Source organism: Streptomyces sp. bgisy159 (assembly GCF_057707805.1).
In genome coordinates, this window is the sequence record NZ_JBYIQX010000005.1 from 156,660 (window position 1) to 176,494 (window position 19,835).

Sequence of the window (19,835 nt, forward strand, 5' to 3'; positions counted from 1 at the left end):
CGGGACCAGTGTGGAACGGTCGGTACGGCCCGTGGGGGGCGGGAGGTTGTCAGGCGCGGCCGGTCAGTTCGTAGCCGGCCTCGTCGATCGCGGCGCGCACGGCCTCCTCGTCCGGCTCCGCGGCGGAGACGACGGTGACCTCGCCGGTCGCGGCGACGGCCTTCACCGAGGTGACGCCGGGCAGCTGGGACAGTTCGCCGGACACCGCGCCCTCGCAGTGGCCGCAGCTCATGCCGCTCACCTTGTAGACGGTGGTGACGGTACCCGGGGTGTCGGTGTGGGCGGTCATGTCGTTCTCCTCGTCGAGGCGTGTGGGAACCAGGGGGTCCAGTGGGGCCCTCCACTCACCAGACTATACCCCTAGGGGGTATTTCTCAAAGGGGTGCCGCCCGCTCGGCCGGAACGAGCCGTTAGCGTTCGGGGTCGGTCGGACGACCGGGCGGCGGAGAGGAGCCGGAATGCGGGCCGTGGTGTACGAGCGGTACGGCGAGCCTGCCGAGGTGCGCGAGGTGCCCGCCCCGCGCCCGGCCGCCCACGGGGTGGTGGTCCGGGTGGAGGCGACGGGGCTGTGCCGCAGCGACTGGCACGGCTGGATGGGGCACGACCCCGACATCGTCCTGCCCCACGTGCCCGGCCACGAACTGGCCGGTGTCGTCGTCGAGGCCGGCCCCGGCGTCACCCGTCGGCGCCCCGGCGACCGGGTCACCGTGCCCTTCGTGTGCGGCTGCGGCGCCTGTGCCTCCTGCGCGGCCGGCGACCACCAGGTGTGCGAGCGCCAGACCCAGCCGGGCTTCACCCACTGGGGGTCCTTCGCCCAGTACGTCGCCCTCGACCACGCCGACGTGAACCTGGTCACGGTCCCGGACGACCTGTCGTACGCCACCGCCGCCGGGCTGGGCTGCCGGTTCGCCACCGCCTTCCGGGCGGTGGTGCAGCAGGGCCGGGTCGCGGCCGGCGAGTGGGTCGCGGTGCACGGCTGCGGCGGGGTCGGTCTCTCCGCGGTGATGATCGCGGCGGCCTCGGGAGCCCGGGTGGTGGCCGTCGACGTCTCGCCGAGGGCGCTGGAGCTGGCCCGTGAGTTCGGGGCGGCCCACTGCCTGGACGCCACCGGGGTGGCCGACCCGGCCGCCGCCGTCCGCGAGCTGACCGGCGGCGGCGCCCATCTCTCCCTCGACGCCCTCGGCTCCCCGCTCACCTGCGCCGCCTCCGTGGGCGGCCTGCGCCGCCGCGGCCGGCACGTCCAGGTCGGACTGCTGCCCTCCCCGGACGGCACGACCCCCGTGCCGATGGCCCGTGCGGTCGCCCTGGAGCTGGAACTGATCGGCAGTCACGGCATGGCCGCGCACACCTACCCGGCGATGCTCCGGGCGGTCGCGGCCGGCGTGCTGCGGCCCGACCGGCTGGTGACGTCGACGATCGCCCTGGACGCCGTACCGGACGCCCTCGCGGCGATGGGTACGGCGCCCGGAGCCGGGGTGACGGTCATCGAGCCGTGGCGTTGAGCGCGGCCCACTCGGGGGCCAGGACCGACATCACCACCTCGTCCAGCCACTCGCCGGCCTGCCACACGGTCTGCCGGACGACGCCCTCGGCGACGAACCCGGCCTTCTCGTAGGCGCGGCGGGCGCGCGGGTTGCGGGCCTGGACGTGCAACGAGACCCGGTGCAGGCCGAGACCCTCGAAGGCGTGGCCCAGCATCAGCCGGACCGCCTCGGTGCCGAGGCCCCGGTCCCGGCCGCCCGGGCCGATCAGGATGCGGAAGTTGCAGCTGCGGTTGGGCTCGTCCCAGTCGTTGAGGACGGCCTCGCCGACCAGCTCGCCGCTCGCGCGGTCGACGATGCCGAGGTCGAGCCGGTCGGGCCGGTCGTTGCGGCTGCCGTACCAGGCGCGCAGCCGGTCGGCGTCGAACGCCGCGTCGGGGCTCCCGGTCAGCCGGATCACCTCCGGGTCGGCCAGGATCCGCGCCATCGTCGGCACGTCCTCCTCGGTGAACGGCCGGAGCACGGTTTTCTCGCCGGTGAGCACCGGTTTGACGGAGAAGTCCATGGACGGCACTGTGCCCCACGCGCCGGTGGGGCGGACAGTGGTTTTCCTCAGGGGCGGGGACGCCGGGTCAGTCCGGTCGGCGCCCCCGGTTGCCGGGCCGGGAGGCCGCCCACGCGCGTACCGTCTCGGCGTACCAGTAGGGTTTGCCGCCCTCGACGTGGTCGGGGGCGGGCAGTAGCCCGTGCTTGCGGTAGGAGCGCACGGTGTCCGGTTGGACCCGGATGTGCGCCGCGATGTCCTTGTAGGACCACAGCCTCTGGTCGGTCATGACTCGCACCTCCCTGGCGCACACGGGGCGGCGGCCGGAAGGCCGCCGGGGGGAGCCCCGCGGCGCGCTGCCGCTCCGTGAACGACGGCCGGTGACCAAGAGACAGTGCCTGTTGGCCGTGTGTGACACAGGGTCCGCGTACATGTGACACCTGTGACACGGCAGGGGCGTTTGTGACAGAACGGAGGTAAAGCGGGTGCACCGGGCCGGGGCCCGGACGGACCTCCTAGGCGCCGCAGGAGCGCAGGAACGCCCGGGTCCGCCGGGCGATCGGCAGCGGCGCGTCCGGATCGCACGGGTACATGTCCTGTTCCACGATCGCGAACAGCTCCCTGCCCAGCCCCTGGGCGGCGGACAGCACGGGCCCCAGCTCCGGCACCCCCGCCGGCGGCTCGCACATCACCCCCTGCGCCACGGCCGGCCCGAACGGCGTCCCCTTCTCCCGTACGTCCGCGAGGACCGCCGGGTCGACCTGCTTGAGGTGCAGGTAGCCGATCCGCTCCCCGTAGGTCTCGATGAGCTTGACGCTGTCGCCGCCGCAGTACGCGTAGTGCCCGGTGTCCAGGCACAGCGACACCAGGTCGGAGTCGGTCCCGTCCAGGAACCGCTCGACGTTCTCCTCGGTGTCGATGTGGGTGTCGGCGTGCGGGTGGACGACGATCGTCAGCCCGTACCGCTCGCGGACCTCCCGTCCCAGCCGCTCGGTGAGCGAGGTCAGGGAGTGCCACTGCTGCGGCGTCAGCGTGTCCGGTTCCAGCACCCGGCCCGTCTTGTCGTCCCGCCAGAAGGACGGGATGACGACCAGGTGCCGGGCGCCCATCGCCTGGGCCAGTGCCGCGTTGTCGGCGACGTGCGCCCAGGTCTTCTCCCAGACGTCCGGTCCGTGGTGCAGCCCGGTGAAGACCGTGCCGGCCGACACCTTCAGACCGCGCCGGGCGGTCTCCTCGGCGAGGACGGCGGGGTCGGCGGGCAGATAGCCGTACGGGCCCAGTTCGATCCACTCGTAGCCGGCGTCGGCGACCTCGTCGAGGAAGCGCCGCCAGGGGACCTGGGCCGGGTCGTCGGGGAACCAGACGCCCCAGCTGTCGGGGGCCGAACCGATCCGGATGCGGGAGAGTGCCGAGTGTGGTGACAACGACGTCATGGGCGTCAGCGTGGAGTGCGGGGCAAGCGCTGTCAAGGGCTGGTCCGAATGTCTGGACAAAGTATTGACAGGGCCCGGCTCCCGGCACTAGAACCGGGGGGAGTCGAGACGAAGGGAACCCGATGGCGTACGAGCTGATCACCATGGGGCGGATCGGAGTGGACCTGTATCCACTGCAGACGGGGGTCCCGCTGGCCCAGGTGGCGTCCTTCGGGAAGTTCCTGGGCGGTTCCGCCACCAACGTCGCCGTCGCGGCCGCCCGCCTCGGCCGCCGGACGGCCGTGATCACCCGCACGGGCGAGGACGCCTTCGGCGCCTACCTGCACCAGGCGCTGCGCGACTTCGGCGTGGACGACCGCTGGGTCACCGCGGTCCCCGGCCTGCCCACACCGGTCACCTTCTGCGAGGTGTTCCCCCCGGACGACTTCCCGCTCTGGTTCTACCGGCAGCCCAAGGCGCCCGACCTGGAGATCGACGCCCACGACCTCGACCTCGGCGCCATCCGCGAGGCCCGCGTCTTCTGGGTGACCGGCACCGGCCTGAGCGAGGAGCCGAGCCGCACGGCGACACTGGCCGCCCTCGCACACCGCGCCAAGTCCGGCCCGACGGTCTTCGACCTCGACTGGCGCCCCATGTTCTGGACCGACCCGGCCGCCGCCCGCCCCTTCTACACCGAGGCCCTGCGCCACACCACCGTCGCCGTCGGCAACCTCGACGAGGTGGAGGTCGCCACCGGGGTGCGCGACCCGCACGCCGCCGCCCGCGCCCTGCTCGACGCCGGTGTCGAACTGGCGGTCGTCAAGCAGGGCCCGAAGGGCGTCCTCGCCGTCAGCAGCGCGGGCGACTCGGCCGAGGTCCCGCCGCTGCCCGTGACCGTCCTCAACGGCCTCGGCGCCGGCGACGCCTTCGGCGGCTCGCTCTGCCACGGCCTGCTCGCCGGATGGGATCTGGAGAAGATCATGCGCCACGCCAACGCGGCCGGCGCCATCGTCGCCTCCCGCCTGGAATGCTCGTCGGCGATGCCGACGAGCACGGAGATCGAGAACGCCGTCACGGCGGGAGCGGTGCTGTGATCCCCGGCCAGGCCGCCGCCACCGCGCCGCCGGTCGACGTCTCCGAACTGGTCCGGCTGCGCGCCGAACGCCCCGAGGCCGTCGCCGAGGCCGCCGCGCGGCGCGTCCGCCGGCCCCTGCTGGGCGACTCCGGGCGACTGATGATCGTCGCCGCCGACCACCCGGCGCGCGGCGCACTCGGCATCGGGGACCGCAAGCTGGCCATGGCCAACCGGATCGACCTCCTCGAACGCCTCTGCCTGGCCCTGTCCCGGCCCGGCGTCGACGGCGTCCTCGCCACCGCCGACATCCTCGACGACCTGCTGCTGCTCGGCGCCCTCGACGGCAAGGTGGTGATGGGCTCGATGAACCGGGGCGGCCTGCAGGGCGCCCGCTTCGAACTCGACGACCGGTTCACCGGCCACCGGGCCGAGGACCTCGAACGCCTCCGCTTCGACGCCGGCAAGCTGCTGCTGCGCATCGACTACGACGACCCGGGCTCCCTGACCACCCTGGAGACCACCGCCCGCGCCGTCGACGCCATGGCCGCGCGCCGGCTCCCGCTGTTCGTCGAGCCGTTCATCAGCCGGCGTGCCCCGGACGGAAGGCTGCGCAACGACCTGTCCGCCGAGGCCGTCACCCGGTCCATCGCCATCGCCTCCGGCCTCGGCGGCACCTCCGCCTACACCTGGCTGAAGCTGCCCGTCACCGAGAACCCCGACGACATGGCCGAGGTGATGGAGACCTCCACCCTGCCCGCCGTCCTGCTCGGCGGCGAGGTCGGGGGCTCCGCCGAGGAGCAGGCCGGGGCGTACGAGAAGTGGCGCGGCGCGCTGCGCCTGCCCACCGTGCGCGGCCTGGTGGTCGGCCGTTCCCTGCTCTACCCGGCGGACGGGGATGTCGCCGCCGCCGTGGACACCGCCGTAGGACTGCTGTGAGGGCCGCATGAACCACGAGTTGTACCTGCCCGCGGGCACCACCGCCGACGGGGACCACGTCCTCGCCGTCGACCCGGAGAGGGCCGGCTGGACCCACAGCAGTCTGCGCGTCATCGAGCTGGAACCGGGTGGCGAGCACACCTTCGCCACCGGTGACAGCGAATGGATCGTGCTTCCGCTGCAGGGCGCATGTACCGTGCGAACGGCGGGAGACGAGTTCCAACTCCTGGGCCGGAAGAGTGTGTTCGCGTCGGTCTCCGACTTCGCGTACGTGCCCCGGGACGCCCAGGTCCAGATCGCCTCCGGCGCGGGAGGCCGCTTCGCCCTGGCAGGAGCGAAGTGCGAGCGACGACTCCCCGCCCGCTACGGCCCCGCGCCGGAGGTTCCCGTCGAGGTGCGCGGCAGCGGCACCTGCACCCGCCAGGTGCGCAACTTCGCCTCCGCCGACAGCTTCGACTGCGACAGGCTGATCGCCGTCGAGGTGATCACACCGGGCGGCAACTGGTCCTCGTACCCGCCGCACAAGCACGACGAGCACCGGCCGGGCGAGGAGTCGCGGCTGGAGGAGATCTACTACTTCGAGATCGACGGCCCGAACGGCTTCGGCTACCAGCGCGTGTTCCCCTCCCGCGAGGGCGGCGCCGACGTCCTCGCCGAGGTCCGCTCCGGCGACGCGGTCCTCGTCCCCGACGGCTGGCATGGACCGTCCGTCGCCCAGCCCGGGCACGACATGTACTACCTGAACGTCATGGCGGGGCCCGGCGCCACGCGGGAATGGCGGATCTGCTTCCACCCCGACCACGTAGACACCACAGGGGGTTACCGATGACGGTACGGACCTCGACGACGAGGCTCACGACCGGCCAGGCGCTCGTCCGCTTCCTCGCCGCCCAGTACACCGAGCGCGACGGCGAACGCCGCCGGCTGATCGGCGCGACCTGGGGCATCTTCGGCCACGGCAACGTGGCCGGCCTCGGCCAGGCGCTGGTGGAGTACGGCGAGGTGATGCCCTATCACCAGGGCCGCAACGAACAGTCCATGGTGCACGCGGCCGTCGGCTACGCCCGCCAGTCCAACCGCCTGTCCGCGCACGCGGTGACGACGTCGATCGGCCCCGGCGCCACCAACCTGGTCACCGGCGCCGCCCTCGCGACCATCAACCACCTGCCGGTGCTGCTGCTGCCCGGCGACACCTTCGCCACCCGCCCCGCCGACCCGGTGCTGCAGCAGCTCGAGGTGCCCTACGCGGGCGACGTCTCCGTCAACGACTGCCTGCGCCCGGTCTCCCGGTACTTCGACCGGATCACCCGCCCCGAGGCGCTGATCCCGGCCGCGCTGCAGGCCATGCGGGTCCTCACCGACCCCGTCGAGACCGGCGCGGTCACCCTCGCACTGCCGCAGGACGTCCAGGCCGAGGCCTACGACTGGCCCGACGAGTTCTTCGCCGAGCGCACCTGGGTGGTCCGCCGCCCGGGCGCGGACCCGACCGAGCTCGCCGAGGCCGTGCGGGCGGTCCGCGGCGCCCGGCGGCCCCTGGTCGTCGCCGGCGGCGGGGTCCACCACAGTCGCGCCGAGGAGGCCCTGGCCGAGTTCGCCGCGACCACCGGCATCCCGGTCGCCTCCACCCAGGCCGGCAAGGGCTCCCTGCGCCACGACCACCCCCAGGACGTCGGCGGCATCGGCCACACCGGCACCGCCACCGCCGACGAACTCGCCCGCACCGCCGACCTGGTGATCGGTGTCGGCACCCGCTACACCGACTTCACCACGGCCTCCGGCACCCTCTTCACCAACCCGGACGTCCGCTTCCTCAACCTCAACATCGCCCCCTACGACGGCCACAAGCTCGCCGGGCTGCCCCTGGTCGCGGACGCCCGCAGCGGCCTGTCGGAACTCACCGAGGCGCTGGAGATCCACGACCACCGGGTCGCGCCGGCCTACGTCACCGAGTACACCGAGGACAAGGAGCGCTGGGAACAGCGCGTCGACGCCTGCTACGAGGCCGACGACATCGACGTACGCCCCACCCAGCCGCAGGTGCTGGGCGCCCTCGACGCGATCGTCGACGAGACCGACGTGATCATCAACGCGGCCGGCTCGCTCCCCGGCGACCTGCACAAGCTGTGGCGGACCCGGTCCCGGGACCAGTACCACCTGGAGTACGGCTACTCCTGCATGGGCTACGAGATCCCGGCGGCGATCGGCGTGAAGATGGCCGCCCCGGACCGGCCCGTGTGGGCGCTGGTGGGCGACGGCACCTATCTGATGATGCCGACGGAGATCGTCACCGCCGTGCAGGAGGGGATCGCCATCAAGATCCTCCTCGTGCAGAACCACGGCTACGCCTCCATCGGCGGCCTGTCGGAGTCCGTGGGCGGCGAGCGGTTCGGCACCGCCTACCGGTTCCGGTCCGACGACGGCACCTACACGGGCGCCCCGCTCCCGGTCGACCTGGCGGCGAACGCCGCCAGCCTCGGCATGCGCGTCCTGCACGCACGTGACCTGCGCGGTCTGCGCGAGGCACTCGCCGAGGCGCGGGCCGCCGACACTCCCACATGTGTCTACGTGGAGACCGAAACGGCAGACACAGTGTCGGGCGCACCCGCCGCGCAGGCCTGGTGGGATGTTCCTGTGGCCGAGACCGCGACCCGAGCGTCCGCGGTCAAGGCACGTGAGCTGTACGAACGGCACGTCTCAACCCGACGCCGCCATCTGTGAAGGAGTAACCGGGCATGACGAAGATCGTCAACCACTGGATCGGCGGCAAGGCCGTCGAGGGCGCGTCGGGCACGTACGGGCCGGTCACCGACCCGGCGACCGGCGCGGTCACCACCCAGGTCGCGTTCGCCTCCGTCGAGGAGGTCGACGCGGCGGTGGCGGCCGCCAAGGACGCCTACCTGTCGTGGGGCCAGTCCTCGCTGGCCCAGCGCACCACCATCCTGTTCCGCTTCCGCGCGCTGCTGGACGCGCACCGCGACGAGATCGCCGAGCTGATCACCGCCGAGCACGGCAAGGTCCACTCCGACGCGCTCGGCGAGGTCGCCCGCGGCCTGGAGATCGTGGACCTGGCCTGCGGGATCAACGTGCAGCTGAAGGGCGAGCTGTCCACGCAGGTCGCCAGCCGTGTCGACGTCTCGTCGATCCGTCAGCCGCTCGGTGTCGTCGCGGGCATCACGCCGTTCAACTTCCCGGCCATGGTGCCGATGTGGATGTTCCCCATCGCCATCGCGTGCGGCAACACCTTCGTGCTGAAGCCGTCCGAGAAGGACCCGTCGGCCTCCCTGAGGATCGCCGAGCTGCTGGCCGAGGCCGGTCTGCCCGACGGTGTCTTCAACGTCGTCCACGGCGACAAGACGGCCGTCGACCGTCTGCTGGAGCACCCGGACGTCAAGGCCGTCTCCTTCGTCGGCTCCACCCCCATCGCCCGCTACATCCACACCACCGCCTCCGCGCACGGCAAGCGCGTGCAGGCCCTGGGCGGCGCCAAGAACCACATGCTGGTCCTGCCGGACGCCGACCTGGACGCGGCCGCCGACGCGGCGGTCTCCGCGGCCTACGGCTCGGCCGGTGAGCGCTGCATGGCCATCTCGGCGGTCGTGGCGGTCGGCGCGATCGGCGACGAACTGGTGGAGAAGATCCGCGAGCGCGCCGAGAAGATCAAGATCGGTCCCGGCAACGACCCGGCGTCCGAGATGGGCCCGCTCATCACCAAGGTCCACCGCGACAAGGTGGCGTCCTACGTCGAGGGCGCGGCGGCCGAGGGCTGCGAGGTCGTCCTGGACGGCACCGGCCACACGGTCGAGGGTTTCGAGGACGGCCACTGGATCGGCATCTCACTGCTCGACAAGGTGCCGACCAGCGCCAAGGCCTACCAGGACGAGATCTTCGGCCCGGTGCTGTGCGTGCTGCGCGCCGACACCTACGAGGAGGGCGTGGCCCTCATCAACGCCTCGCCGTTCGGCAACGGCACCGCGATCTTCACCCGGGACGGCGGCGCCGCCCGCCGCTTCCAGCTGGAGGTCGAGGCCGGCATGGTCGGCGTGAACGTCCCGATCCCGGTCCCCGTCGGCTACCACTCCTTCGGCGGCTGGAAGGACTCCCTCTTCGGCGACCACCACATCTACGGCAACGACGGCACGCACTTCTACACCCGCGGCAAGGTCGTCACCACCCGCTGGCCCGACCCGGCGGACGCCCCGGCCGGCGTGGACCTGGGCTTCCCGCGCAACCACTGAGCCGGCGCACCGGTGCCCCGTCCGGTCCTCCTCACCGGGAGGACCGGACGGGGCACCGCCGTGCTCAGCCCTGCTGCTTCTGCTGGGCCGCCTTGAACTGCTCGGTCAGGTCACCGGTCTCCGAGGCCGGCGGGGCCGTCACCCGGGCCGTCCTGCCGAACTTCTCGAAGTCCATGGAGACCGTGAGCCGGCCGATCTCCTCGACCAGGCGGACGGGCAGGTCGTCGTCGCCGACCCAGACCTCCATGACGATGGAGTCCGCGCCCCCGGTCACCGCGCCCATCATGGAGTCGTCCCCGCTGAGGGCGTCCTTGAACTGGCCCATCTTCTCGGGGCCGATGACGGCCCGGTAGTGCTCGGTGCTCTTGCCGTTGACCGTCTCGCTGCCGAGGTCCTTGACGTCGTCGGCGTACTTCAGGCCCTTCATGGACGCCGACGGGCTGCCGTTGCTCCCGCTCATGGCCTGCGCGCCCGACTCGCCGAAGAGGGCCGAGCCGTCGAGCTTCATCCACTCCTTGCCCGCGATCGGGCCGGAGGGCTGGGGGTCGATGTCGTAGTAGTAGGCGCCGTCCACGAACAGCATGCGCATCTTCGGGTCGTCCTGGAGCTGCTGCATGTTGGCCTGGGCGGTGTCCAGTTCCAGGTCGAACGCGAAGCCGTCGCCCCAGGAGTAGGTGCCTTCCGAGGCGACCGACGTGCCGTTGCCCAGGTCGGTCGTCATCTTCACCTGGGCCGAACCGACCTGCTCGGTACGGTCGGTGGCGCGCGTGAGAGCCGCCTTGATCTGGGCCACGCCCTTGTCGGCGACCGTGCCCGCCTTCTTCCCGGCCTCCTTGGCGGTGTCCTTCGCCGAACCCCCGCCGCAGGCGGCCGTGGCCACCATCACCGCCGCCGTGAGCCCCACCCAGGCAGCCGTGTGCTTCAGCTTCATGTGTGTCCCCACCCGAAATCCGTGTGTCGTCCGTACGCGTGTGCGTCCGCACCCGCGTGCCGACTGCACCTGTGTCTCATCTGTGCCCTCGACTGTAGACCTCGGCACTGACATCGGGGATGCCGGGTGCCCGCACAGTTCCGGTCCCGTTCGGTGCCGAGGACAGGCACCGGGACGCCGCCGTACCGCGTCCGCGGTACGCCGACACCCCCTCGTACGCCCCAGGGAGGTCCCCGGTTCGCCCTCCGGTCGGCATCGCGCCGACAGGTCGAGCCCGTACGGTTGAACCATGGATCTTCGACTGCCCGGGCGTCCGGCGCGGGCGGCCGCCGCCGTGGCCGCCGTGGCCCTGCTGGCCGGCCTCGGCACCTGGACGGCCGTCGCCACGGACGACGCGCCGCCGGTGCACCGCACCGACCGGGTCGTGGCCGGGGACGGCGTGCGCCTGGACACCTCGTACTTCACCGCGGGCGGCACCGGCCGCCGCCCCGCCGTGCTGCTCGGGCACGGCTTCGGCGGCAGCAAGGACGACGTCCGGTCCCAGGCCGAGGACCTGGCCCGGGACGGCTACGCGGTGCTGACCTGGTCGGCGCGCGGCTTCGGCGAGTCCACCGGGAAGATCGGCCTCAACGACCCGAAGGGCGAGGTCGCCGACGTCTCGAGGCTCATCGACTGGCTCGCCGGACAGCCCCAGGTCCGCCTCGACGCGGCCGGCGACCCGCGGGTCGGCGTGGCCGGCGCCTCCTACGGCGGAGCCGTCTCCCTGCTGGCCGCCGGGTACGACGACCGGGTGGACGCCATCGCCCCCGCGGTCACCTACTGGAACCTCGCCGACGCGCTGTTCCCGAACGGCGTGTTCAAGAAACTGTGGGCCGGCGTCTTCTTCAGCAACGGCGGCGGCTGCGCCCGGTTCGAGCCGGCGCTGTGCGCCATGTACGAGCGGGTCGCCGAGTCCGGCACCCCGGACCCCGCGGCCCGCCGGCTGCTGACGGAGCGCTCGCCGTCCGCCGTCGCCGACCGCATCGACGTACCCACCCTGCTGGTGCAGGGCCGGACCGACTCGCTGTTCACGCTCGCCCAGTCCGACGCCGCGGCCCGGGCCATCCGGGCCAACGGCGCCCCCGTCGCCGTCGACTGGATCGCCGGCGGCCACGACGGCGGCGACCAGGAGACCGACCGCGTCCAGCGGCGCGTGACCGCCTGGTTCGACCGCTACCTCAAGGGCGACGAGAGCGCCGGCACCGGCCCCGCCTTCCGCGTCACCCGCACCGGCGGCGTCGACTCCACGGACGGTGCGGCCCGGCTGCGCGGCGCGAGCGCCGACGCCTACCCCGGACTGACGAGCGGTCAGCGCGCCGTCCCGCTGTCCGGCCGCGAGCAGCGCTTCGCCAACCCGGCCGGCGCCGGCCCGCCCGCCGTCTCCGCCCTGCCCGGCCTCGGCGCCACCGGCGGCCTCGCCCAGCTGTCCGCGCTCGGCGTGGGCGTCTCCCTCGACTTCCCCGGCCAGTACGCCGCCTTCGAGTCCGCTCCGCTCACCGGCGACCTGCGGGTCACCGGCACCCCGACGGTCACCGTCCACGTCACCTCGACCTCCGAGGACGCCGTCCTCTTCGCCAAGGTCTACGACGTCGGCGAGGGCGGCACGGGGCAGCTGCTGCCCTCCCAGCTGGTCACCCCGGTCCGCGTCGAGGGAGCCGAGAAGGGCAGGGACGTCACCCTCACCCTCCCGGCCGTCGACCACGAGTTCGACCGGGGGCACCGGCTGCGCCTGGTCCTGGCCTCCACCGACCTCGGCTACGCCTCACCGGTCGCCCCCGCGACCTACACCGTCTCCCTGAAGGGCGGCCACGGCGCCCTGTCGGTCCCCACCGCGCCCGGCGTCACGACCGCGGCCGCCCCGCTGCCCGCCTGGGTGTGGTGGCTGCCCCTGACCGGCGCGGCCGTCGCCCTGGCCCTGCTGCTGACGGCCCGCCGCCGCACCGCCGCCCCGGCGGGCCCGGACCCCGGCCTGGCGGACGTGCCGCTGCAGATCACCGACCTGAGCAAGAAGTACCGCAACGGCGACCGCTACAGCGTCCGCGACCTCTCCTTCCGCGTGGAGAAGGGCCAGGTCCTCGGCCTGCTCGGCCCCAACGGCGCCGGCAAGACCACCACCCTGCGCATGCTGATGGGCCTGATCGCACCCGACGACGGCGAGATCCGCGTCTTCGGCCACGCCGTCCGCGCGGGCGCCCCCGTCCTCTCCCGGGTCGGCGCGTTCGTCGAGGGCGCCGGGTTCCTGCCGCACCTGTCGGGCCGGGACAACCTGGAGCTGTACTGGCGGGCCACCGGCCGCCCCGCCGAGGACGCCCACCTGGACGAGGCCCTGGAGATCGCCGGCCTCGGCGACGCGCTGGCCCGCGCGGTGCGCACCTACTCGCAGGGCATGCGCCAGCGCCTGGCCATCGCCCAGGCCATGCTGGGCCTGCCCGACCTGCTGATCCTCGACGAGCCGACCAACGGCCTGGACCCGCCCCAGATCCGTGAGATGCGCGAGGTGCTGATCCGCTACGCGGCCGCCGGCCGCACCGTGATCGTGTCCAGTCACCTGCTGGCCGAGGTCGAGCAGTCCTGCACCCACCTCGTGGTCATGGACCGCGGCCGGCTCGTCCAGGCCGGCCCGGTCGGCGACATCATCGGCTCCGGGGACACCCTGCTGGTCGCCACCGCAGCGCCCGTGGAGGACCCGGTCGTCGAGAAGGTGGCCGCCCTGCCCGGTGTCGCCTCCGCCGACCGCGCCGACGACGGACTCCTGGTCCGCCTCGGCCCCGACGGCACGGCCGCCCGCCTGGTCGCCGAACTGGTCCGGCTGGACGTCCCGGTGACCTCGGTCGGCCCGCACCGCCGCCTGGAAGACGCCTTCCTCACCCTGATCGGAGGTGCCGCATGAGCACCCTCACCGAGGTCGCCTCCGGTTACCGGGCGGGCCGCACCCTGCCGTTGCGGGTGGAGCTGGCCCGCCAGCTGGGGCGCCGCCGCACCCTGGTGATGGGCGCGGTCCTGGCCGCGCTGCCCTTCGTCCTGCTCATCGCCTTCGCGATCGGCGGCGAGCCGGGCGGCCGCAACGACAGGCTCACCCTGATGGACACGGCGACCGCGTCCGGCGCCAACTTCGCCGCGGTGAACCTGTTCGTCTCCGCGGGCTTCCTGCTGGTCATCCCGGTCGCCCTGTTCTGTGGTGACACCGTGGCCGCCGAGGCCGGCTGGTCGTCCCTGCGCTATCTGCTGGCCGCTCCGGTGCCGCGCGCCCGGCTGCTGTGGTCCAAGCTCGCGGTCGGGCTGTTGCTCAGCCTCGCCGCGATGGTCCTGCTGCCGGTGGTCGCGCTCGCCGTCGGCTCGGCCGCCTACGGCTGGGGCCCGCTGGAACTGCCCACCGGCGGGGCGCTCGCCGCCGGCACGGCCGCACAGCGGCTGCTGGTGGTCGTGGCCTACCTCTTCGTCTCCCAGCTGGTCACCGCGGGCCTCGCCTTCTGGCTGTCCACCCGGACCGACGCGCCGCTCGGCGCGGTCGGCGGCGCCGTCGGCCTGACCATCGTCGGCAACGTCCTGGACGCCGTCACCGCCCTCGGCGACTGGCGCGACTTCCTGCCCGCGCACTGGCAGTTCGCCTGGGCCGACGCCGTCCAGCCCACCCCCGAGTGGTCCGGCATGGTCCAGGGCGCCGCCGTCTCCGTGACGTACGCGCTGGTGCTGTTCGCCCTCGCGTTCCGGGGGTTCGCCCGCAAGGACGTGGTCTCCTAGGCCGGCCGCCGCGGCTCGCCACCGGCGCGCCGGCCGTGCCGCGGACGACGAACGGCGGGCCACCGGAGAACCGGTGACCCGCCGAGGGGGAAGCGGCCTGACTCAGCCGTTGCCCGCGCCGTTGCCCGACAGGGCCGAGATGTCGTCCAGGATGTGCGACAGCGGCTCGTCGCCCTTGGCCTGGGTGGAGTTCTCGACGCACTGCTGGTTCTGCGGCGCCGACAGGACCGGGATGTCCTGCACGCCCACGTTGGCGGGGGCGAGGATCGACTGGGTGTTGAGCTTCGCTGGCAGGCCGATGCACGGCTTGTTCAGCGAGCCCTGGACCAGCGACAGCTGCGGGCTCATGTCACCCTTGGTGACCGAGTTGCCGAACTCCTGCGAGGCGCCGTTGCCGCTGGCGGAGGTCGTGCCGCTGTCGTCACCGATGGCCAGGGCCTGGGTCGCGGTGGCACCCGTCAGGCCGGCGACGGAGGCGGCGAGGGCCGCGGTTGCCCACAGCTTCTTCATGTTCGTTCCCTTTCGAAAGGCGGACTCCGGGGGAGGAGCTGCGTGTTCGTCAACGCCCGCGCAGCCGGGAAGGTTGCGGCTTTGCCCCGATTGGCCCAGCGCGTCCGCGGCGAGCCGCGCGCCGTCCTCACCGGCACGCGCGCGCCACCCCGCACGGGCGCCGGTGAGCCGCGGTGGCCGTGGTTCGAGGCGGCACGCACGACGGCGGGCCGCCGGAAGACCGGCGGCCCGCTGAGGGGACGTCGAGGTGCGCCCCCGGGCTCAGTGGTCGAACCCGTTCACCCGGCGCGGCTCAGTTGTTGGCGGCGCCGTTGCCCGCGAGCACCGAGATGTCGTCCAGGATGTGCGACAGCGGCTCGTCGCCCTTGGCCTGGGTGGAGTTCTCGACGCACTGCTGGTTCTGCGGGGCGGACAGGATCGGGATGTCCTGGACGCCGACGTTGGCGCCCGCCAGCGACTGCAGGTTGACCTTGGCCGGCAGGCCGATGCAGGGCTTGTTGAAGGAGCCCTGGATGAGCGCCATCTGGGGGCTCATGTTGCCGTAGGTGGCCGAGTTGCCGAACGACTGGGACGCGCCATTGCCGCTGGCGGACGTCGTGCCGCTGTCGTTGCCGATGGCGAGCGCGGGGGCGGCGGCGGCAGCCGAGACGCCGACGACGGAAGCGGCGATCGCGGCGGATGCCAGTACCTTCTTGATCACTTGCTGGTCCCTTCTGGATGAACCCCGTGCACCGGAGCGCTCTGACCAACTGCCCGACGTGCCGCCGGTTCCGCCCATTCACTCCAATGGCCCACATTCGGCGCAGGGGGAAACCGAATGGGTGAAGGTCCGCAACCAAACCTGGCGCGCCGGGTTGAGTCGGGGGCAGGCACACGGTCCTGGCCGCGGGCCGGGACAGCGAAAGAAGGAAGAGCGAAATGCTGAAGAAGGCGATGGCCGCGGCGGCGGTCGCCGCTTCCGTCCTCGGCGCGTCGGCGGCGGCGGCCCCCCAGGCGCTTGCCATCGGGGACGACAGCGGCACCACCTCCGCCAGCGGCAACGGTGCGCACTCGGCGTTCGGCAACTCGGCGACCAAGGGCGACATGAGCCCGCAGGCCACCCTGGTGCAGGGCTCGCTGAACAAGCTGTGCGTCGGCCTCCCGGTCAAGGCCAACGTCCAGTCCGTCCTCGCCCTGGTCAACGGGGGTGTCCAGGACATCCCGGTCCTGTCCGCGCCGCAGAACCAGCAGTGCGCCGAGAACTCCACCCAGGCCAAGGGCGACGAGCCGCTGTCGCACATCCTGGACGACATCTCGGCCCTGTCGGGCAACGGCGTCGCCAACGGCTGACCTTCGCGCGCGTGAGGCGTCCGGGCGGTCCGTCCCTTCCTGCGCGGGCCGCCCGGACGTGATTTCGACGAGGCGAGGAATCGTCACTTCAGGTCGCTGCGGAACCTTTTCCCTTACTGCGTTCCACTGATCATATGAAGGCGTTCGAGTGAATTCCTGGACGGCACGCGTTCCGGAGTTTCTTCGGACGTCTATCCCTCGTTTTGCAGCCCGCAGGTCATGGTGCGAGCCGTTCCGGCTGTGCTCGCTCGGTTATCCGACCGTCATTCGACGTGACCGCAGAGAAGGGAATGTCATGAAGAAGAGCGCTGCTGTCGTCGCGGGGCTGGTCCTGGCCCTGGGTGGGGCCGCACCGGCCTTCGCCGACGCCGGTGCCAACGGTGCGGCCATCGGGTCGCCCGGTGTCCTCTCCGGCAACGTGGTCCAGATCCCGATCCACGTGCCGATCAACGTCTGTGGCAACTCGGTCAACGTGACCGCGGCGCTGAACCCCGCGTTCGGCAACGTCTGCGTCAACGACTGACGACACGTCACTCCGGCCCCCGGGCTGGGCTGAGGCCGGCCTTGGAGACACCGCACGCGTTCCAAGGCCGGCTTTTCCCACTTCTTCAAGCAGGAAGACCACGAGATTGCGACAGACCCTGAGCAGGGGAATGGTCGCGGCGGCAGCCGCGACGAGCATTCTGTCCCTGTGCGGCAGTCCCGCACTCGCCGACACGCAGACGAACGACACGCAGGCCAAGGGCACCACCAGTGGCTCACCCGGCGTTCTGGCCGGCAACACCGTCGAGAGCCCGGTCGAGATCCCCCTCAACGCCTGCGGCAACACCGTCGACCCGGTCGGCGCCCTCAACCCGGCCTTCGGCAACTCCTGCGCCCACACGGGCCGGCCGGAGGGCCGCGGCGGCCCCGCCGACGACGACGGATACGGCGGCGACGGTCATGGTGACGGTGGCTACGGCCATGGTGACGGTGGCGACGGTCGCGGTGACGGTGGCTACGGCCATGGTGACGGTGGCGACGGTCGTGGTGACGGTGGCTACGGCCATGGTGACGGCGGCGACGGTCGCGGTGACGGTGGCTACGGCCATGGTGATGGCGGCGACGGTCGTGGTGACGGTGGCTACGGCCATGGTGATGGCGGCGACGGTCGTGGTGACGGTGGCTACGGCCATGGTGATGGCGGCGACGGTCGTGGTGACGGTGGCTACGGCCATGGTGACGGCGGCGACGGTCGCGGTGACGGTGGCTACGGCCATGGTGACGGCGGCGACGGTCGCGGTGACGGTGGCTACGGCCATGGTGACGGCGGCGACGGTCGCGGTGACGGTGGCTACGGCCATGGTGACGGCGGCGACGGTCACGGTGACGGCGGCGACGGCCATGGTGACGGCGGCTACGGCAGCCCACCGGGCGGCGGCGACCACGGGACCCCGCCCGGCGATGACTGCGAGGAGACCCCTCCCGGTGGTGGGGATACGCCTCCTGGCGGGGGTGACACGCCTCCGGGTGGTGGGGATACGCCTCCTGGCGGGGGTGACACGCCTCCCGGTGGTGGGGACACGCCTCCTGGCGGGGGTGACACGCCTCCCGGTGGTGGGGATACGCCTCCTGGCGGGGGTGACACGCCTCCCGGTGGTGGGGACACGCCTCCGGGTGGTGGCGGACACGAGACCCCGCCCGGCGGTGGTGACCACGCCGTGCCGCCCAGCATGGCGGAGACCGGCAGCGAGGGTCTGCTGGCAGCGTCCGGATTCAGCGCGGCGCTGATCACCGCCGGCGCCCTTCTCTACCGGCGGGGCCGGGCCGCGTCCCGTCGATGACCGCACCGGGTGCCGGACGCCCAGCGCCCGGCACCCACCCCGCCCGTCAGCCCTGCGGCCCCGCGGTTACGCGGGGCCGTTCGGCGTCTCCGGGCGACGCCGGGCCGTACTCGGCGCACCCCAGCAGGGCGCCGGCCGCCGACAGCGGGTCGTCGTGGCCTGCCGGGCGTGCCTCGGGGCCTGCGGTCCGCGTCACGAGCCCCAGGTCGAGCGGTCGGTGGTGGGCCGGCCGGTGGAGGCGGGGGCGTGGGGGCCACGCCCGCCGCCGGCATTCTGTGCGTCACCGGCTGCCCGTTCGCTCCTCGTCGGTCGGCTCGGCCGGGTGCGGCAACGCGACGGACCGGGGTGACGCCTGACGCACCACCCGCGCCTGCTCGACGGCACCCGAACGGTCGGACGTTTCCGGCGCCGACCCGCCCCGCGCGCCCCCTCGCCCGCTCGCGCCCAGCGCTTCACCCGCCGTCTCGGCCGTCTCGGCCGACGTCCCGGCCGCAGGCTCCGTCGCCCCCGGCCGCAGCCGGGTCAGCAGGCGGCGGCTCACGTGGCGGCCCCACAGGGCCCACATGGCCCGCCCGGGCGCCGGGTCGTCGTCGGCGTGCCAGGCCGGCTCGCGGTCGCCCCGCGTACGGCGCAGCGCCGTCAGCGGCGCGTAGTTCTCCACCACGAAGACCCGCCCGGGCCGTTCCGCGCCCGACGGCAGCGGACGGTGGGTCAGGTCCAGGTGCTGGGCGCGGACGACGTCCAGCCCCGCGGTGTCGGTGAACAGCCGGAACTGAGCGCCGGCGCGCGGGTTGAAGTCCAGCAGGTGCGGCCGGCCGGCCGGGCCGTGGCGGCGGAAGTCCAGGTCGAGGATGCCCCGGTAGCCCAGTTCCCGGGCGAGGCGCTCGGCCGGCACCCGCACCGACGCGTCCGGCGTCCACTCGCCGACCGCCGTCAGTCCCGCGCCGCGCGGCCAGGCCAGCAGTTTGCGGCCGGTGCCGCCGGCCCGCACCGCGCCCGAGCGGTCGGCGTACCCGTGGAAGAACCAGTCACGGTCGTCACCCGGCGGCAGGAACTGCTGCAGCAGCAGGCGGCTTCCCGCCTCCTCGCGGCGCGCATACAGCTCGCACGCCTCCCGTGCGGAGCGCACCACCACCGTGCTGCGCAACCCCGACCCCGGCGGCAGCAGCCAGGGCCGGCTCCACTTCGCCACCATCGGCAGCCCCAGCCGCCGGGCGGCCGCGACGGCCTGCGCCGCGCTCTCCGGGACGAGCGTCACCGGGTGCGCCACGTCCGCCGCCGCGCACAGCCGGGCCAGCTCCGCCTTGTCGGCGACCCGTTCGGGCAGCCCGTCCGGCTGCGGTGGGAGCAGGTAGGCGGGCGACAGCTCCGCGCCGAGCCTGCTCACCGCGACCGCGCCCGCGTCGTCCAGCGCGATCAGCACGGCGGGCCGCGCCACCCGGGCCGCCACCCGCAGCAGGACGGCGGCGACCTCGGCGACCGGGGCACCCGGGGCGGGCGGCGGGTGCAACTGCCGTACGTAACGGGAGGCGCGCACCGGACTGCCCGTCACGTCCGCGACCAGGTGCACCTCCACTCCCGCTCGGCCGAGGGAGCGCACGGCGCCAAGCGTCCCATGGTGAAAGGGATTCGGGTCGATCCGCAGGAGAACGGCGGGGACGCGGGTGTCGAGTGGGGGCACGGGCATTTCCTCGGATCGTCTTTCGGGTCGGTTCACCGGGGTGAGCGACGGGGCCACTCGAAAGCCGTAGCCACGGTGGCGTACTTCCTTTTCATGTG

Annotated in this window: 20 protein-coding genes and 1 pseudogene; 12 read left to right on the forward strand and 9 right to left on the reverse strand. The window is 73.1% G+C overall.

Going from position 1 to position 19,835, the window contains the following annotated elements:
- Positions 1 to 49 precede the first annotated feature (49 nt).
- Positions 50 to 289, reverse strand: a complete 240-nt coding sequence (locus AC3ET3_RS07690) for a heavy-metal-associated domain-containing protein (RefSeq protein ID WP_435611867.1) — start codon at positions 287 to 289, stop codon at positions 50 to 52.
- A gap of 169 nt (positions 290 to 458) precedes the next feature.
- On the opposite strand from AC3ET3_RS07690, the gene AC3ET3_RS07695 reads away from it, so the two are divergent.
- The gene (locus AC3ET3_RS07695) at positions 459 to 1,502 is read left to right on the forward strand and encodes a zinc-dependent alcohol dehydrogenase family protein (RefSeq protein WP_435611868.1); all 1,044 of its coding nucleotides are present in this window, start codon (positions 459 to 461) and stop codon (positions 1,500 to 1,502) included.
- Here the strand turns inward: AC3ET3_RS07695 and AC3ET3_RS07700 are convergent.
- The 3 genes from AC3ET3_RS07700 to AC3ET3_RS07710 form a co-directional block, all read right to left on the reverse strand.
- Positions 1,483 to 2,046 (reverse strand): GNAT family N-acetyltransferase, encoded by a 564-nt coding sequence (locus AC3ET3_RS07700; protein WP_435611869.1) that lies wholly within the window; start codon positions 2,044 to 2,046, stop codon positions 1,483 to 1,485. The two genes, AC3ET3_RS07695 and AC3ET3_RS07700, sit on opposite strands and share 20 nt — an antisense overlap.
- Before the next feature lie 67 nt (positions 2,047 to 2,113).
- Positions 2,114 to 2,314 carry a helix-turn-helix transcriptional regulator gene (locus AC3ET3_RS07705; protein ID WP_432133115.1) on the reverse strand — a complete coding sequence of 67 codons (201 nt, stop codon included), beginning with the start codon at positions 2,312 to 2,314 and terminating at the stop codon, positions 2,114 to 2,116.
- A 226-nt stretch (positions 2,315 to 2,540) separates the two neighbouring features.
- Positions 2,541 to 3,458: a sugar phosphate isomerase/epimerase family protein gene (locus AC3ET3_RS07710; RefSeq protein WP_435611870.1), complete on the reverse strand. Its 918-nt coding sequence runs from the start codon at positions 3,456 to 3,458 to the stop codon at positions 2,541 to 2,543.
- 122 nt (positions 3,459 to 3,580) lie between these two features.
- Between AC3ET3_RS07710 and iolC the strand changes: the two genes are divergently transcribed.
- The 5 genes from iolC to mmsA are packed head-to-tail and all read left to right on the forward strand — an operon-like array spanning position 3,581 to position 9,683.
- Entirely contained in the window at positions 3,581 to 4,531 is a 951-nt protein-coding gene (gene iolC, locus AC3ET3_RS07715) for a 5-dehydro-2-deoxygluconokinase (protein ID WP_432133113.1), read from the forward strand.
- Complete coding sequence (locus tag AC3ET3_RS07720; protein ID WP_432133366.1) at positions 4,531 to 5,448, forward strand: Cgl0159 family (beta/alpha)8-fold protein; 918 nt, start codon at positions 4,531 to 4,533, stop codon at positions 5,446 to 5,448. The genes iolC and AC3ET3_RS07720 overlap by 1 nt, the downstream gene beginning before the upstream one ends.
- 7 nt (positions 5,449 to 5,455) lie before the next feature.
- A complete protein-coding gene (gene iolB, locus AC3ET3_RS07725) occupies positions 5,456 to 6,277 on the forward strand; it encodes a 5-deoxy-glucuronate isomerase (protein ID WP_432133112.1) in 822 nt (273 codons plus the stop codon).
- A complete protein-coding gene (gene iolD, locus AC3ET3_RS07730) occupies positions 6,274 to 8,166 on the forward strand; it encodes a 3D-(3,5/4)-trihydroxycyclohexane-1,2-dione acylhydrolase (decyclizing) (protein WP_432133111.1) in 1,893 nt (630 codons plus the stop codon). The genes iolB and iolD overlap by 4 nt, the downstream gene beginning before the upstream one ends.
- A gap of 14 nt (positions 8,167 to 8,180) precedes the next feature.
- Positions 8,181 to 9,683, forward strand: a complete 1,503-nt coding sequence (mmsA, locus tag AC3ET3_RS07735) for a CoA-acylating methylmalonate-semialdehyde dehydrogenase (RefSeq protein ID WP_432133110.1) — start codon at positions 8,181 to 8,183, stop codon at positions 9,681 to 9,683.
- Between the two features lie 64 nt (positions 9,684 to 9,747).
- Here the strand turns inward: mmsA and AC3ET3_RS07740 are convergent, their stop codons facing one another.
- Entirely contained in the window at positions 9,748 to 10,614 is an 867-nt protein-coding gene (locus AC3ET3_RS07740) for an SCO4651 family lipoprotein (RefSeq protein ID WP_432133109.1), read from the reverse strand.
- A gap of 289 nt (positions 10,615 to 10,903) precedes the next feature.
- Between AC3ET3_RS07740 and AC3ET3_RS07745 the strand changes: the two genes are divergently transcribed.
- The gene (locus AC3ET3_RS07745; RefSeq protein ID WP_435611871.1) at positions 10,904 to 13,543 is read left to right on the forward strand and encodes an alpha/beta fold hydrolase; all 2,640 of its coding nucleotides are present in this window, start codon (positions 10,904 to 10,906) and stop codon (positions 13,541 to 13,543) included.
- A complete protein-coding gene (locus AC3ET3_RS07750) occupies positions 13,540 to 14,394 on the forward strand; it encodes an ABC transporter permease (RefSeq protein WP_432133107.1) in 855 nt (284 codons plus the stop codon). Before AC3ET3_RS07745 ends, AC3ET3_RS07750 begins: the two co-directional genes overlap by 4 nt.
- A gap of 102 nt (positions 14,395 to 14,496) precedes the next feature.
- Here AC3ET3_RS07750 and AC3ET3_RS07755 read toward each other — a convergent pair whose 3' ends face one another.
- Positions 14,497 to 14,904, reverse strand: a complete 408-nt coding sequence (locus tag AC3ET3_RS07755; protein WP_432133106.1) for a rodlin — start codon at positions 14,902 to 14,904, stop codon at positions 14,497 to 14,499.
- Between the two features lie 292 nt (positions 14,905 to 15,196).
- Positions 15,197 to 15,604, reverse strand: coding sequence for a rodlin (locus tag AC3ET3_RS07760; protein ID WP_432133105.1), 408 nt, complete (start codon positions 15,602 to 15,604; stop codon positions 15,197 to 15,199).
- Between the two features lie 218 nt (positions 15,605 to 15,822).
- On the opposite strand from AC3ET3_RS07760, the gene AC3ET3_RS07765 reads away from it, so the two are divergent.
- The 3 genes and pseudogenes from AC3ET3_RS07765 to AC3ET3_RS07775 all read left to right on the forward strand — a co-directional run.
- Positions 15,823 to 16,233 carry a rodlin gene (locus AC3ET3_RS07765; RefSeq protein WP_432133104.1) on the forward strand — a complete coding sequence of 137 codons (411 nt, stop codon included), beginning with the start codon at positions 15,823 to 15,825 and terminating at the stop codon, positions 16,231 to 16,233.
- Positions 16,234 to 16,528: 295 nt separating this feature from the next.
- Positions 16,529 to 16,756, forward strand: coding sequence for a chaplin (locus AC3ET3_RS07770; RefSeq protein WP_432133103.1), 228 nt, complete (start codon positions 16,529 to 16,531; stop codon positions 16,754 to 16,756).
- Positions 16,757 to 16,886: 130 nt separating this feature from the next.
- Positions 16,887 to 17,051 (forward strand): annotated as a pseudogene (locus AC3ET3_RS07775) (chaplin family protein); the annotation flags it as partial.
- Here the strand turns inward: AC3ET3_RS07775 and AC3ET3_RS07780 are convergent.
- Positions 16,992 to 17,618 carry a hypothetical protein gene (locus AC3ET3_RS07780; RefSeq protein ID WP_435611907.1) on the reverse strand — a complete coding sequence of 209 codons (627 nt, stop codon included), beginning with the start codon at positions 17,616 to 17,618 and terminating at the stop codon, positions 16,992 to 16,994. The pseudogene AC3ET3_RS07775 and the gene AC3ET3_RS07780 sit on opposite strands and share 60 nt — an antisense overlap.
- Before the next feature lie 315 nt (positions 17,619 to 17,933).
- Here AC3ET3_RS07780 and AC3ET3_RS07785 point away from each other — a divergent pair, with 315 nt between their 5' ends.
- Positions 17,934 to 18,056, forward strand: coding sequence for a hypothetical protein (locus AC3ET3_RS07785; RefSeq protein WP_432156694.1), 123 nt, complete (start codon positions 17,934 to 17,936; stop codon positions 18,054 to 18,056).
- 280 nt (positions 18,057 to 18,336) lie between these two features.
- Here AC3ET3_RS07785 and AC3ET3_RS07790 read toward each other — a convergent pair whose 3' ends face one another.
- A complete protein-coding gene (locus AC3ET3_RS07790; RefSeq protein ID WP_435611872.1) occupies positions 18,337 to 19,743 on the reverse strand; it encodes a carboxylate--amine ligase in 1,407 nt (468 codons plus the stop codon).
- Positions 19,744 to 19,835 lie beyond the last annotated feature (92 nt).